General features: G+C 63.3%; 15 protein-coding genes and 1 pseudogene. 6 read left to right on the top strand and 10 right to left on the bottom strand.

Annotated features, from left to right (window positions below; all coding sequences use genetic code 11):
* Nucleotides 1–389 precede the first annotated feature (389 nt).
* Entirely contained in the window at nucleotides 390–2,243 is a 1,854-nt protein-coding gene (locus IYX23_RS03455) for a porin (protein ID WP_196393789.1), read from the top strand.
* A gap of 185 nt (nucleotides 2,244–2,428) precedes the next feature.
* Nucleotides 2,429–2,650 carry a DUF2093 domain-containing protein gene (locus IYX23_RS03450; RefSeq protein WP_196393788.1) on the top strand — a complete coding sequence of 74 codons (222 nt, stop codon included), beginning with the start codon at nucleotides 2,429–2,431 and terminating at the stop codon, nucleotides 2,648–2,650.
* Here the strand turns inward: IYX23_RS03450 and lpxK are convergent.
* The 4 genes from lpxK to IYX23_RS03430 form a co-directional block, all read right to left on the bottom strand.
* The gene (gene lpxK, locus IYX23_RS03445) at nucleotides 2,647–3,642 is read right to left on the bottom strand and encodes a tetraacyldisaccharide 4'-kinase (protein ID WP_196393787.1); all 996 of its coding nucleotides are present in this window, start codon (nucleotides 3,640–3,642) and stop codon (nucleotides 2,647–2,649) included. The two genes, IYX23_RS03450 and lpxK, sit on opposite strands and share 4 nt — an antisense overlap.
* A gap of 27 nt (nucleotides 3,643–3,669) precedes the next feature.
* Entirely contained in the window at nucleotides 3,670–4,947 is a 1,278-nt protein-coding gene (locus IYX23_RS03440) for a 3-deoxy-D-manno-octulosonic acid transferase (RefSeq protein ID WP_196393786.1), read from the bottom strand.
* A 122-nt stretch (nucleotides 4,948–5,069) separates the two neighbouring features.
* Nucleotides 5,070–5,330, bottom strand: coding sequence for a DUF4170 domain-containing protein (locus IYX23_RS03435; protein WP_196393785.1), 261 nt, complete (start codon nucleotides 5,328–5,330; stop codon nucleotides 5,070–5,072).
* Nucleotides 5,327–6,148: a 3'(2'),5'-bisphosphate nucleotidase CysQ gene (locus tag IYX23_RS03430; protein ID WP_246716445.1), complete on the bottom strand. Its 822-nt coding sequence runs from the start codon at nucleotides 6,146–6,148 to the stop codon at nucleotides 5,327–5,329. The genes IYX23_RS03435 and IYX23_RS03430 overlap by 4 nt, the downstream gene beginning before the upstream one ends.
* A 218-nt stretch (nucleotides 6,149–6,366) precedes the next feature.
* On the opposite strand from IYX23_RS03430, the gene IYX23_RS03425 reads away from it, so the two are divergent.
* Nucleotides 6,367–6,897 carry a DUF6101 family protein gene (locus IYX23_RS03425; protein ID WP_196393784.1) on the top strand — a complete coding sequence of 177 codons (531 nt, stop codon included), beginning with the start codon at nucleotides 6,367–6,369 and terminating at the stop codon, nucleotides 6,895–6,897.
* Here the strand turns inward: IYX23_RS03425 and IYX23_RS03420 are convergent.
* The 5 genes from IYX23_RS03420 to IYX23_RS03400 all read right to left on the bottom strand — a co-directional run bounded on the left by IYX23_RS03420 (nucleotide 6,888) and on the right by IYX23_RS03400 (nucleotide 10,878).
* Nucleotides 6,888–8,042 carry a GTP-binding protein gene (locus IYX23_RS03420; RefSeq protein WP_196393783.1) on the bottom strand — a complete coding sequence of 385 codons (1,155 nt, stop codon included), beginning with the start codon at nucleotides 8,040–8,042 and terminating at the stop codon, nucleotides 6,888–6,890. The two genes, IYX23_RS03425 and IYX23_RS03420, sit on opposite strands and share 10 nt — an antisense overlap.
* 147 nt (nucleotides 8,043–8,189) lie before the next feature.
* Nucleotides 8,190–9,065, bottom strand: coding sequence for a metal ABC transporter substrate-binding protein (locus IYX23_RS03415; RefSeq protein WP_196393782.1), 876 nt, complete (start codon nucleotides 9,063–9,065; stop codon nucleotides 8,190–8,192).
* Between the two features lie 4 nt (nucleotides 9,066–9,069).
* Complete coding sequence (locus tag IYX23_RS03410; RefSeq protein ID WP_196394002.1) at nucleotides 9,070–9,939, bottom strand: metal ABC transporter permease; 870 nt, start codon at nucleotides 9,937–9,939, stop codon at nucleotides 9,070–9,072.
* Complete coding sequence (locus IYX23_RS03405; RefSeq protein ID WP_196393781.1) at nucleotides 9,929–10,714, bottom strand: ATP-binding cassette domain-containing protein; 786 nt, start codon at nucleotides 10,712–10,714, stop codon at nucleotides 9,929–9,931. The genes IYX23_RS03410 and IYX23_RS03405 overlap by 11 nt, the downstream gene beginning before the upstream one ends.
* Nucleotides 10,711–10,878 carry a hypothetical protein gene (locus IYX23_RS03400; protein WP_196393780.1) on the bottom strand — a complete coding sequence of 56 codons (168 nt, stop codon included), beginning with the start codon at nucleotides 10,876–10,878 and terminating at the stop codon, nucleotides 10,711–10,713. Before IYX23_RS03400 ends, IYX23_RS03405 begins: the two co-directional genes overlap by 4 nt.
* A 257-nt stretch (nucleotides 10,879–11,135) precedes the next feature.
* Between IYX23_RS03400 and rpsU the strand changes: the two are divergent.
* Nucleotides 11,136–11,360: pseudogene (rpsU, locus tag IYX23_RS03395) on the top strand (30S ribosomal protein S21); the annotation flags it as partial.
* Nucleotides 11,361–11,478: 118 nt separating this feature from the next.
* Complete coding sequence (locus IYX23_RS03390) at nucleotides 11,479–12,354, top strand: tetratricopeptide repeat protein (RefSeq protein WP_196393779.1); 876 nt, start codon at nucleotides 11,479–11,481, stop codon at nucleotides 12,352–12,354.
* 109 nt (nucleotides 12,355–12,463) lie between these two features.
* Here the strand turns inward: IYX23_RS03390 and IYX23_RS03385 are convergent, their stop codons facing one another.
* Nucleotides 12,464–13,162, bottom strand: coding sequence for a TerC family protein (locus IYX23_RS03385; protein WP_196393778.1), 699 nt, complete (start codon nucleotides 13,160–13,162; stop codon nucleotides 12,464–12,466).
* A gap of 326 nt (nucleotides 13,163–13,488) precedes the next feature.
* On the opposite strand from IYX23_RS03385, the gene IYX23_RS03380 reads away from it, so the two are divergent.
* The gene (locus IYX23_RS03380; protein ID WP_196393777.1) at nucleotides 13,489–13,890 is read left to right on the top strand and encodes a PRC-barrel domain-containing protein; all 402 of its coding nucleotides are present in this window, start codon (nucleotides 13,489–13,491) and stop codon (nucleotides 13,888–13,890) included.
* The last annotated feature ends 27 nt before the right edge of the window (nucleotides 13,891–13,917 follow it).

Genomic DNA, 13,917 nt, shown 5'->3' with positions numbered 1-13,917 from the left:
TGACGTTGACGCTAGGCGCGCTTGCCATGGGATGATGTTTAATTGATTCCCTTGGAAGTATAGCGCTACGAGGTCCCCGCGGGGTATGGCGTTTGACAGTTGAGATATGCGCCGCCGCGGAATCTATGAACCGGTTTGTTCTCCAAGACCTGCTCAGCGAGCGCATCCGAACTGCTCCAAGTTTACTGAAAAGTGACGCCGCCGAAGCTTTGTTTCCGCCAGCCGAGCCAAAGGCCCGGCCGGCCTTCCTTTGCCCCAGATGTTGGTGGGGAAGCATGTCGCTAACCATTCGTTAAGGTTAACGCCGCACCCTTTCCCCGAACACAAAGGGACGTGCGGGGCTGGGCTTGGCGATTCGGCGGGAGAAGCAAGCACTCGTCCTGGCGACGATGGGGACGTTGCTCTCGACAGGCGCCGGCGCATCCGACAGCGCCGTCGAGGCGCGATTGCGCATGCTTGAAGCGGAGATCGCCAGGCTTCGTCCGCTGGAAGCCGAGGTCGCCAAGCTTCGTCAGGAGGCGCGCCAGTCCAAATCACAGTCGCGCAACGCGTCCTCGAAAGGCCGTTCACAGCAGAACGAAACGAATATTGCCAACGCCGCGGCGTCCAAGGGGTCGTCCGATACGCCCCCACGGCCGCCGGTGTTTGTCAGCTTCAAGAACGGCCTCTTCGTCGAGACCGAAGACAAGGCGTATAGCTTCAAAGTCGGCGGCCGCATTCTCATCGACGGCGGCGGCATTGCTCTGCCGCTCAATGGTTTCGACAACCAGGTTGGCGGCCGACAGCTTCGCCTCGAAGCCGAAGGCAAGGCCGCGCAGATCTACTTCTACAAGCTGCAATACGACTTCGCCGGAACGAGCCAGATAACCGGCGTCAATCACGTCTACGGCGGCATTCGCGACGCCTACTTTGGCATTCAAAGTCCGCTGTTCACGCTGCCGTTCGCCAAGGAGCCGGCCTACGTCATGGTCGGCAGCATGTTCGAGCCCTTCAGCGTCGAGGCGATCAATTCCTCAAAATACCGCGACTTCATCGAACGCTCGCTTGCGGTCGACACCTTCCAGCCGGATCGTCATATCGGCCTTGCAGTGGGCGCCTACGGCGACGACTGGACCTTCAAGGGCGGCATATTCAGCACCAGCTTCGGCGATGCGAGCCTGAACCCCGCGCGTGGTTATCCGGCCACCTGGGGCATTCCGCGACTTTACATACCCAACGCGGGCGGCGGCGCGCCATTCCCGTCCAACACGACCTGGTTCCAAGCCACGGGAGGCGGGCAGTATTTCGATCTGACAGGACGCCTGACCTACGCGCCGATCCACAACGAGCATGATCTTATCCATGTCGGCGTTTCCGGCCGCTATCACCAGCCAAACGATTCCACGGCGGCGAACAACGACCGGGTGCTTGCGCTGGGCAACCGCGTCAGATCGGAAGCCAATATCCTCGGCCAGGGCCTCATTGGAACGCCGGATCTTTCCTGCGGAACGATCGTCGGACCCATACCTCAAAACATCTTCAACAGTTCCGCCTTCGCCGGCAAATGCACCAAGAGCGTCGAATCCTTCGGCGTCGAATTCGCGGCGTCGCATGGGCCGTTCGGCATCCAGGCGGAATATTTCGGCGCCCTTTACAACCGCGATCAAAACGCGATCAACCGTGCGACCTATCTAACGGCGGCTTCGGCGGCGACCGGCGTCATTCCCGTTAACGGCTCTCTGGTTCCCTTCAATCCGGGAGGACGGTCGGCTTATTTTGATGGGTATTACATCCAGGGCACTTATTGGATCACCGGCGAGGAGCGCGCGCAGGCCTATGACATAAAGGACAAAAACGGCGCAACCTTCAATCAGCTCAGGATCAAAAACCCCTTCAGCGCAGGCGGTTATGGCGCCTGGGGCTTGGCTGCGCGCTTCAGCTCCGTTGACCTCAACAACGGGCCCTACAACGGGAACACTCTCTACAACCTGCTCGCTTTGACGACATTGGTCGCTCCGAACCCATTCGCGCGGACATATATCGCGAACGCCGGGATCAACGGCGGCCGTCAGCAGAATCTTACGCTCGGCGTAAACTGGTATCCGGACGTGGGCTTGGCGTTTCAGTTTAATTGGACGCGCGTGATGAACCTCGTCGCGCCATTGAACCTTTACAACGGTGGTCCACTCCCCACCTTGCTCGGCGCCAATTACACCGGCGCGCATCCCAATCTGTTTGAGCTTCGCGCCAAAGTCTATTGGTAAGCGGACGACGCTCCGGCAAACACGGCCCGCTGGCGGGCGTTTCCTTGTATGCCTTCGGATGCTATATCTCGTAGAACTAATCCGCCGATAGGGAGCGTTCGGCTTCGCCGATGAGGTCGCTTGTGACGACGCTCAGGCGCCTCGTGGGGCGTCCATTTCCCCGGCGCTACGGGTTGAGAACGCGCATGAACCGCTATGACCGCCAGCCTCAGCCCGCTGAAGAGGCTGTCGTCGAATATCTCGACGGCGAATATCGCGTGCGCAAGCCCGGCGCCTATGTGCGCTGCGCCGTGACGGGCGAACCAATTCCGCTCGAGGAGCTGCGCTATTGGAACGTCGATCTGCAGGAGCCCTACAGCGGGCCGCACGCCAAGCTGATGCGTCTCCGCGCGCAGAAGCCTGATTAGGGCTCGGAGCGTCGCGCCTTACGCAGCTGGCGAAGCGCCTCGTCCAAAAAAGCCGCGTCGTGGAAGACCAGGGTGACGGGCCAGGCGTCGGCGCCGAGCGCCGCAAGCTGGTCGCCCATCCGCGCCGCATCCTTTTCCGTTGTGACGAGCCGTGCGCCCTGTTCCTGCCGTAACTTCGATAGCGTCGCGTAATCTCTTTGCGTGAATCGGCGGTGATCGCCGAAGGAGACCCGCGCCGCGACTTCGGCGCCGGACGCCTCCAACAAGCTGAAGAATTTCTCCGGCCTTGCGATGCCGGCGAAGGCGACGAGGCGCGCGCCGTTCATTGCCTCCGTGGCTCCGCTGTCGGGCGCCAAATGGGCGGCGATGACGGGTTTATTCGCGCACGCGGCGATGTCGCGCCCGGGCAGGCCGTCGCCGACGACGACGAGCATATCCGCCGCCGCAAGCTGCGCATCGAGCGGCGCGCGCAAAGGACCGGCCGGCAGGCAGCGGCCATTGCCCGCGCCATAGTCCGAGTCGATGACGATGAGCGTCAGGTCGGGCGTCACGCGACGGCTGTGGAATCCGTCGTCGAGAATGACGACGGTGGCGCCTTGGCGCCGCGCCAGGCCTGCGCTCGCAAGTCGGTCAGAGCCGACGATCGTCGGCGCGACGCGCGCGAGGAGCAGCGCTTCGTCACCGACGTCGTCCGCGCCGTGACGCGTCACGTCTACGACGAAGGAGGACGTTTCGCGGCGCCTGCGGCGATAGCCCCGGGTGAGAAGGGCGGGGCGCTCGCCCGCCGCCTTGAGACGCTGCGCGACGGCGATCGCGAGCGGCGTCTTGCCGTCGCCGCCGGCGGTCAGTCCCCCAATGACAATCGTCGGTAAATTGGCGCGCGGCGCCTCGCGCGCGAGCCGCTTGCGCGCGATGTCGCCGTAGAGCGCGCCGAGCGGAGACAGCAGCCGCGCCGTCGCGCCGTCTTCACGCCAGAAGGCGGGCGCGCGCATCTCAAACAGCGGCGCCGCGCGTTACGGTCATTGCTGGGCCACCGCCATCTGCGCGAGATAGGGTTCGACGGCGGTCATGATGCCGCGCGAGGCGCCGCCCAGTCTCTCGACAGTTTCGCCGGCCGCGCGTCCCATCTTGCGCATGCGCGATGGTTCGGAGAGGAGATAATGCGCGGCCCGCGCGAGCGATGCGGCGTCTGTGACGCGCGCGGCCGCCTTTGCGGCTGCGAGCTCGCCGTAGACTTCCGTGAAGTTTTCGACATAGGGCCCGTGGAGAATCGCGCAGCCGAGCTTCGCCGGCTCGATTGGATTTTGTCCCCCGCCGGGCAACAGCGATTTGCCCATCAGGACGACCCCGACGCTTCGGAAAACGAGGCCAAGCTCGCCGACGCTGTCGACGACGTAGACGTCGACGTCGCGCCGCGGCTCTGCTTCTTGCGAACGCAGGGCCGCAGTCAATCCTCTGGCGCGCGCGGCTTCGACGATCTCGGCGCCGCGCTCCCGGCGCCGCGGCGCGATGATCGTCAGCAGCGACGGCGTTTGTGCGGCCATGTCGATATGCGCGTCGAGCACGAGGTCTTCTTCGCCGGGATGGGTGGAGACCGCCGCCCATGCCGGCCGCGCGCCGATCGCGCCATTGAACTCGGCAAGCATTGCAGAGTCGGCCGGCGGCGGCGGCACGTCGAATTTGAGATTGCCGGCGATGCGCACGCAACGCGCGCCGAGCGCCAGAAAGCGGGCCGCATTATCCGAGTCCTGCGCGAGGCAAAGATCGACGGCGCCGAAGACGGATTTCGCCGCGCCGGGAACAGCGCGCCAGCGTTCGGCGGATTTGCGGGAGATGCGCGCGTTGGCGAGAACGAGCGGCGCGCCGCGCGCGCGCACTGCCGCGACGATATTGGGCCAAAGCTCAGACTCGGCGAAGACCGCAATGTCGGGACGCCAATGATCGAGGAAGCGTTCGACGAATTTCGGGGCGTCGATCGGCGCATATTGATGGAAGGCGCCCGCTGGCAAGCGCGCGCTGAGAACGCGCGCCGACGAGACGGTGCCGCTTGTCACGAGCACGTCGAGTCCGCGCTGAATGAAACGCTCGATGAGCGGCAGCAGCGACAGGCTTTCGCCAAGACTCGCGCCGTGCAGCCAGACGAGTCGTCCGCGTGGTCGGGGACGGTTCGACTCGCCCATGCGTTCGGCCAATCGCGCGGGATCTTCCTTGCCGTGATTCGCACGCCAATTGAGCGCGGCGCTGGCGAAGGGCGTCGCCGCGATCGTCGCCAGCCGGTACACTGTCAGGAGCGACATGTTTCCATTCTATTTAGAATCCGGTCCACATGCGCCATCTGACGGCGTCTGGTCCGCGCGCGTCGGGCAAACCGGAATTGCGCCTTTATGCCTGACAAACCCGGCGAATTTAGGAAGGCCGACTATAGCGCCTCCACATCCGGATCGAGCAGCCGATAAAGATGCACCACGAAATAACGCATATGCGCATTGTCCACCGTGGATTGCGCTTTCGCTTTCCATGCGGCGAGCGCGCTATCATTGTCCGGATAGATGCCGACGATGTCGAGCTTGCCCGGATCGCGGAACGCGACGCCGTCGAGCGTTTCCAGCTCACCGCCAAATACAAGATGCAACAGCTGTTTTTCTTTCTTCGCCGAGGGTACTTGCGTCGTCTTGTTCATAATTTCCCTTCCAAGACATCCCGCGCCAGCGCGAGGCTATCGTCGAACAGCGATTTCGGAGCCGCGATGAGCATGTCGCGGGCGAGCGAAACACGATTATAGGTGAGCGCGACGCCATCCGGCTCGCTCAACATCGCGCCCGCTTCTGCGAGGAGAACATCCGCGGCGGCGATGTCCCAGTCGCGCGCATTAGGCCCGGCGACCACGATATCATGCCGGCCGGAGGCGATGTCGGCAAGCCGCAGCGCGAGCGAGGGCGTTCGCGGCGCCATCACGAATCCCCGCGGCGACGCGGCCAGCCGGTCCTGCACCGCACGAGGCGCGACGAGCGCCGCACCGGCGATTTCGGCGCGCTGCGGCGCGACGAGGGGGGAGCCGTTAAGGAAGGCGCCGAGCCCGAGCGCGCCGATATAAGTCTCGCCCAGCGCCGGCGCGTGGATGATTCCGGCAACCGGCCGGCCGTCAATCACCAGAGCGATGGAAACCGACCAGCGCGCGTCGCCCCGCGAAAACGCGTGCGTTCCATCGATCGGATCGACGACCATCACGGCGTTGCGCGCCAGCCGCTCGGTCGTGTCGATGCTCTCTTCAGAAAGCCACGCCGCCTCGGGCGCGATCCGCGCCATTTCCTGAAACAGGAACCGATCGACGGCGAAATCCGCCTCCGTGACCGGCGAGCCGCCGCCCTTATAGGACACTGCGGCGGTCGTAGTTTCGCCCAGGCGGAAATAGGCCATGGCGATGTCGCCGGCCCTGCGCGTGACGCTCTCGAGTTTTGGGAGAAAAGCGGCGAGTTCTGCTTGGCTGGAGCCCATCATGAGGAGGAGTAGGCGAGGCGCCGGCGGGCCGCAAGCGGGCGCGTTGCGCAGAATAGGAGCAATTTGAACGAATTCGTTTTCATGGACTTCACTCTCATCGCCTAAATCATGCGTAGAAGCAATGATTTACGTGCTGTTCACCAGGCTTTTTAGGGCCTTCGAGGGCAGGCTGCGGCAATATAAGCGCCGACAGGAATTCAAGCCGCAAGGAGCGATCGATGGTTGAGGCCAATACTGCGCGCAGGATCGAGGAAAAGGTCTTTGTTCAGCGTGACCGCCGCGCCGACGGCGGGGCGCGGCGCATCCGCGTGACCCGGGACGACGTTTTGATCTCCCGCCGATACAGCGGCGTCTCCATGGTCATCACTGTGCCCGTCGTCGCCTATCGCGGCGTCGCCCTCGAGGTGCAGTCCGCGGACGACGGATCGCCGCGCTACGTTCTGTCGCTGGCGCACCGCGACCCGGACCTCGACATTCTCCTCGGCGACACTCAAGACTGCGGCGCCGCTGCGTCGGACTGGCGTCACTGGGCGGCCTGGCTGGGGCTGCCGCGCGTCACCGAGGAGGATGGCGCATTGCGTTCGCTTGAGGGCGCCGGCGAAGCGATCGCCGCCGCCTCGCCTCGCCGCCGCTGCGAGACCAGTCTGGGCAAGCGTCGTCCGCGATTTCTCATTCGCCGCAAGGCCGGCGACTCCCGCCGCACGAAGGTCGTGCATGGCGAAGAGCGCGAGATCATTTCTTATGAATGAAGCGTCTCCTGCGAGGCCGACGCGCCTAGGACGATCTTCTCGAAGCCTTCGCGGATTTCCTGCTCCTTCAGCTTCCTGCCGATGAAGACGAGGCGCGACTCGCGCTTCTCGCCTTCTTTCCATTCTCGCTGCAAATCGCCGTCCAGGATCTGATGGACGCCTTGGAACACGAACCGCCGCGGCTCGTCCTTGAAGGCGATGATTCCCTTGCTGCGCAGAATGTCCGGTCCTTCGCGCTGGATGAGGTCGTTCAGCCAGGGAACGAAGCGTTCAGGATCGACGGGGCCCTCGTGGCGGATCGAGACGGAATGCATCTCGTCGTCATGGAAATGCTTCAGCCCGGCGTGAGGCGCGTGATGATTTTCATGCTCATGCTCATGCTCATGGCCATGACCGTGCTGATGAGCGTGATCGTGATGATCATGGTCGTGGTGATCATGGCCGCAATCTGGAGCGCATTCGTGATCATGGCCATCGTTATGATCGTGACTCGACTCCTCGGCTTCGAGGAACGCCGGCTCGATCTCCAGAATCCGGTCGAGATCGAAGGCGTTGCGCTCCAAAACCGCCTGCAGGGGAACGTCCGACCGCACCGCGCGATGCAAAGCGGCGTAAGGATTGATCGCGCGGATGCGGCCTTCGACTTCCGCGAGCTCATCGGCTGAAACGAGATCGGTTTTGTTCAGGACGATCACATCAGCGAAGGCGATCTGACTCTTCGCTTCCGGCGCGTCCTTCAGCCGCTCGCCAAGCCATTTGGCGTCGGCGACCGTCACCACCGCATCGAGCCGCGCCGCCTCCTTGACGTCAGCGTCCATGAAGAAGGTCTGCGCAACGGGAGCCGGATTGGCGAGCCCCGTCGTCTCGACGATGATCGCGTCGAACTTGCCGCGTCGGCGCATCAGGCCCTCGATGATGCGAATGAGATCGCCGCGCACGGTGCAGCAGATGCAGCCGTTGTTCATCTCGAAGACTTCTTCGTCGGCGCCGACCACGAGATCGTTGTCGATGCCGATCTCGCCGAACTCATTGACGATGACGGCGTAGCGCCGGCCATGCTGCTCGGTGAGAATGCGATTGAGAAGCGTCGTTTTGCCGGCGCCGAGATAGCCGGTGATGACGGTGACGGGGATTTTCTCGGTCAATGCCGCTTACTCCAGTTTCGTTCGCCCCCACCCTGTCCCTCCCCCGCAAGCGGGAGAGCGGACCCTAATGATCGGCCTTGCGCGAAATCTCTAAGAGGGCCGGGCCAGCTCCCTCTCCCACGACGTGGGGGAGGGGTGGGGAGGGGGTTAGGGCGCCAGGGCTTTCGTCAATTCTCTTACATTGTGGCGCATCATGTCGATATAGGTTGCGCCATCGCCTTTGGCGTCCGACAGCGCGTCGGAATAAAGGACCCCGCCGACCTGGGCGCCGGTCTCGCTGGCGATGCGCTTGGCGAGGCGCGGATCGGCGACGTTCTCGACAAAGACCGCCCGAACCTTATGCGCCCTGACCGCGTCGATGATCTTCGCGACATCGCGCGCGCTGACGTCAGCCTCTGTCGACACGCCCTGCGGGGCGATGAATTCGACGCCGTAGCGCGCAGCGAAATAGCCGAAGGCGTCATGGGTTGAAACGACGCGGCGACGGTCCTGGGGAATGGCGGCGATGGCTTGCTGGATTTCCGAGTCGAGCGCGTCGAGCTTGGCGAGATAGGCGTCGGCGTTGGCCTTATAGGTCTGGGCACCCTCAGGATCGACTGCCGTCAGCGCTTCCCGGATCGCCTCGACATAAATTCTGGCGTTGGCGACGTCCTGCCAAGCGTGAGGATCCTGTCCCTCTTCGTCCTTTCGCGCAGTGACGCCTTTGCCCAAAGTGAACACTTCGCCTTTGCTCTTGGCGGCAGTGACGAGACGGTCGAGCCAGCCTTCAAATCCGAGCCCGTTGACGAAAATCAGCCGGGCTTGCGCAATGTTGCGGCCATCGGCCGGACTGGGCTGGTAGACATGGGCGTCGCCGTCGGGACCGACGATAGTGGTGACAGCGACCCGGTCGCCGCCGACCTGCCGCACAAGATCGCCGATAATCGAAAAGCTGGCGACGACGGGTATTTTCTGCGCCTCCGCCATCGCTGGCGCGACGCATGCGGCGAATGAAAGCGCGAGCGCGCTGCGGCGTGTAAGCATCGTTCTATCCTTCGAGATGCCGGCGCGGCCGTTTTAACCGCAGCACGCCGCCGGCGCGGCCAAAAATCATCGAGAAAAAATAGACGACGCCCGCGGCGAGAATGATGGCGGGTCCCGTCGGCGCGCTGGTCTCGTTGGAGAAGACGAGACCGCCGTAACAGCAGAGGGCGCCGATCGCCGCGGCGAGGGGGAGGGCGATGGCGAGATCGCGCGTCCACAACCGCGCCGCGGCGGCGGGAAGCATCATCACGCCGACGGCCATCAGCGTGCCGAGCGCATGAAAGCCCGCGACAAGATTGAGCACCACCAGGGCGAGGAAGAGGAAGGGCGTGAATTCGCCAAATGCGCTCGTTTGCCGCAAGAACAGAGGATCGAGCGTATCTAGCACCAGCGCCCGGTAGAAAACCGCCAGCAGAACGAGCGTGAGGGTCGAGACGCCGACAAGCAGCAGGAGCGCCGCGTCATCAAGTCCGACGACTGAGCCGAAGAGCACGTGGAGCAGGTCGACGTTTGAGCCGCGCAGGGATACGAGCGTCACGCCCAGCGCCAGCGAGACGAGATAGAAGGCCGCGAGCGACGCGTCCTCACGCAGCGTCGTAAATCGGGAGGCCGCGCCGGCGGCGAGCGCGACGACGAGGCCGGCGAAGAGGCCGCCGAAGGTCATCGCCGGCAAAGACAGGCCGGCGACGAGATAGCCGACGGCGGCTCCAGGCAGGATCGCATGGGACAGCGCGTCGCCGGCAAGCGACATGCGCCGAAGGATCAAAAAGACGCCGAGCGGCGCGCCCGAAAGGGCGAGCGCCAGGGAGCCGACAAGCGCCCGTCGCATGAATTCATAATCGGCGAACGGCGTGACGAAGACGTCAGTGAACATGCAGGCGATCTTCGGCGTCAAACTCATCGCGAAGACATTCGCGTGCGCGCTCGTCGAAGGCTTCCGACATGGCGCGCGCGCGGACGAGATTTTTTTCGCAAAGGGCGTCGCGCGTGTCGCCCCAGAAGATGCACTCGCGGGCAAGCAGCAGAGTGCGCGGGAAGGCGCGGCGGACAATGTCCAATTCGTGGAGAACGGCGACGACGGTGCGCCCTTCGGCGCGCCATCGCGCGATCAAGGCCAAAAGATCGTCGATCGTCGCTGCGTCGATCGCGCCGAAAGGCTCGTCGAGAAGAATGACCGGCTGATCCTGGACGATCAGCCGCGCGAACAGCGCCCGCTGCATCTGTCCGCCGGACAGAGTTTCGAGCGTCCGCGATTCGAAGCCGACGAGTCCGACCGTTTCGATCGCCGCGCCCACCCGAACCTGTTCGGCCGCGTTCAGCGCCCCGAAAAGACCGACGCGCGCCAAAGCGCCCATGGCCACGAAATCACGCACATTGATCGGGAAAGCGCGATCAATGTCGACGACCTGCGGCAGATAGGCGACGGCGCGGGGCGACAGGCCGCCGAAATGGATTTCGCCGCCAAGCGGCGCCAGCAGCCCGGCGAGCGCCTTGAGCAGCGTCGACTTGCCGGCGCCGTTCGGGCCGCAGACGGCCAGTCCTTCTCCGGGCGCGATTTCGCCCTCAAGGTGATGAACCGCGGGGCGCCGATCATAGCCGAGGGTGAGATTGACGAGCCGGATCGCCGGCGCATTGGCCGCCGCGCTCAATGCAGCGCCCAGTAGGCGCCGGCCCACAATGCCGCGAGAAGCAGCGCGGCGACGATGAGACGGGCGCCGGCGGAGGCTCCGAGAGCTGAGAGCCGCGCCTCTCGAGCGCCAGTGGCTGCGCTGGCGGGCAACGGCTGGGCCAGGGCCCGATGTTGGGTCGTCATGTCGAACATAGCCAATGTTATATTATAACGCCGAGATCGAACAAGCAGTCATCCGCCGCGCGGATAGACGCCGTGGAGCGCCGCATTAAGTATAGGTTGAGGCGCGTTCACGCCAATCGGCCGTGGACAGGGGAGGGCGATTCTGTTATCCCGTGCCGCACGGGTCAGGCGCTCCGTCAGCGCCCGGATACCTATTCCCTATTATGGCCGCTCAACGACGGAGCCGTCGCGGCGGGTCCCAAACACAGGATGGATACGTGCAAGTTCTCGTTCGCGACAACAATGTCGATCAGGCGCTCAAGGCTCTGAAAAAGAAGATGCAACGTGAGGGCATCTTCCGCGAAATGAAACTGCGCGGTCACTATGAAAAGCCTTCCGAGAAGCGCGCGCGCGAGAAGGCCGAAGCAGTCCGTCGCGCCCGCAAGCTGGCCCGCAAGAAGCTCCAGCGCGAAGGCCTGCTGCCGGTCAAGGCGAAGCCGGTCGGCGCCCGCTGATCCGGCTCGAGCCGTCGAATTCTCGCCCGATTGCAAGCGCTTTTTAAAAATTGCGCATAGAAGATAGACGGGGAAGACGCATTGCGGCTGGGGAGGATCTGAAGGCATGGGCTTTTGCCGTGCGGCGACGTCGCGTCGCCAAGCTTCGTCCCTATCTCGTCAGGCCCTCACGCGCGGCGCGGCGGCGCTCGCCATCATCGCTCTGGCGGGCTGCGAAACCGCGAGCGGCATCCGTCCGCCGGGACGCGGCATCGCCGAGATCGCCGACACCGACGCCAATTCCGCTTCCGTCAATATTGATTCGCTCAGCGAAGTGATTCGGCGCAATCCGTCGAGCGCTGAGGCTTACAACACCCGGGGCGTCGCTTACGCTCGGGTCGGGCGGTTCCAGGAGGCGGTCGCCGACTTCACGCAGGCCATCAAGCTCGAGCCGAATAATTCGGCGGCCTACACGAATCGCGCGCTCGCGCTCCGCCAGACGGGCCAGAGCGACGCCGCCCGCGCCGACTTCGACAGAGCGATTGAAGTCAATCCCAAACATGCGCCGGCTTATGTCGGTCGCGCCAATCTGCTGCGCGCCCAGGGCAATCTTGATCAGGCGCTTGCCGATCTCGACCAGGCCATCCGCCTCAATCCCGAAAGCGCGCAGGCGTTTCATGCGCGCGGGCTTATCCACCAGAAGCGTGGCGATGATGCGCGCGCCGTGACTGATTTCGACAACGCGATCGATCGCGATCCCTTCGCGGCGGCGCCCTATCTGGCGCGCGGCGAAAGCCTGGTTAAACTCGGCAAATTCGACAAGGCGGTCGAGGATTTCAACGCCGCGCTCAACGTCGACAGCAAGAGCGCTCTCGCGTGGGCCTGGCTCGGCGTCGCTTACGACAAGAGCGGCAACCGCTCCAAGGCGCAGGAATCCTATCAGCGCGCGCTCACGCTTGATCCGCAGCAGCCCCTCGCCAAACAGGGCATGGGACGCGGTTAGAGCAGGTTCCGAAAAAGTTGACAGACTTTTTCGATGAGAAACTGCTCAACCATTTCGATTTTGAGCGATTCCTTATCGATCACATGATTCCATGTGATCGATAAGCGCTCTAGTCTCGCGAGACGCGTTGGTCCTCGCGCCACTGCCGGTAAACGGCGATCGCGAAAGCGACGCCAAGCACCAGGACGCAGCCCCCGATCGAAAGCCCAAGTTCGAGCGCGCCATGATTCGCGACATGAACGAATTTCGGTAGGGCAGGGTCGGCCGCGGCCATGTCGCCCGCGACCCAGCCGAGAAGGGCTGCGCCTGCCCAGACCAGCGCCGGAAATCGCTCCAGCACTTTCAGCAGCGCGCCGGCGCCGAACATCACAATCGGCACCGAGATCAGAAGGCCGAAGACGATGAGATTGGTCGAGCCGCGCGCCGCCGCGGCGATGGCGATCACATTGTCGAGCGACATCACTGCGTCCGCCATGATGATCGCCCCGACCGCGCTCCAGAGATTGGGTTTGGCCGTGACGTCGGAATGCTCAGTTTCGTCGATCAGCAGTTTGACGGCGATAATGAGCAGCAATAGCGAGCCGACGATTTTCAGATAGGGAACCGCCATAAGCTCGACGACGACGAGCGTGAAAGCGATGCGCAGAACGACGCCGCCCAGCGCGCCCAGAAATACGCCCCAGCGACGCTGACGCACCGGCAGTTGCCGACAGGCAAGCGCAATCAAAATTGCATTGTCGCCCGAGAGCAGCAGGTTGATCCAGATGATCTCGAAGACTTCCCAGCCAAGGCTGAATTCGGGAGACATGCGCGCTTCTTACCGGGCGAAGCCCATTGCTGCGGTTGCCGACGAAACGGAGTCGCTAGGACGATTCCGCCTCGCCGCAATCTTCCTGATGCATTGGCGATGGGCGACCGTGCATCTGACCACTGAAGCTTTTCATCTGCAGGCGCCGCGCATCACGCACTTGCATTAGCGGCAATTTACGGAAGAAGGAAGACGGTCGCTAAGCTTATGCAGACGCCGATTTTTCGTTTTCACGAGGAACAAGGGGCTTCACCCTGTGTTCATCTGGGAAAGGCGCGGCAAGTTCGACAATGGCGTCGGTTAAGTGCGCGCGGCAGGAGGTTACTATGGGCATGGCACAGCCAAACGCCAACCTTATCTCGAGCGATAAGGTCGAAGGCACGGATGTGTATGACGCGGCCGGCAACAAGATTGGCGAAATTGATCACCTGATGATCGATCGCGTCTCTGGTTCGGTTCGATACGCGATTATGACCTTCGGCGGCTTTCTCGGCATCGGCGAAGGCGAGCATCCTTTGCCTTGGAAAGCGTTCCGCTACGACACCAATCTCGGCGGATATATCGCGGATGTGACGGAAGAGCAGCTGCAGAACGCTCCTGAATTCGCAGGCGAAGAAAGCTGGAGCGATCGCGATTGGGAAAGCCGGCTGCACAGGAACTACGGGTCCTCCCCCTATTGGGAAGACACCACGACGTCGACGTCGAGAGACCAGTCGACGTTGAGGTGACTTTGACCGAAGTGGGAACCCGCGGTA

This window comes from Methylocystis sp. L43 (assembly GCF_015709525.1).
GTDB lineage: Bacteria > Pseudomonadota > Alphaproteobacteria > Rhizobiales > Beijerinckiaceae > Methylocystis.
This window is presented reverse-complemented; position numbering and strand designations above follow the sequence as displayed.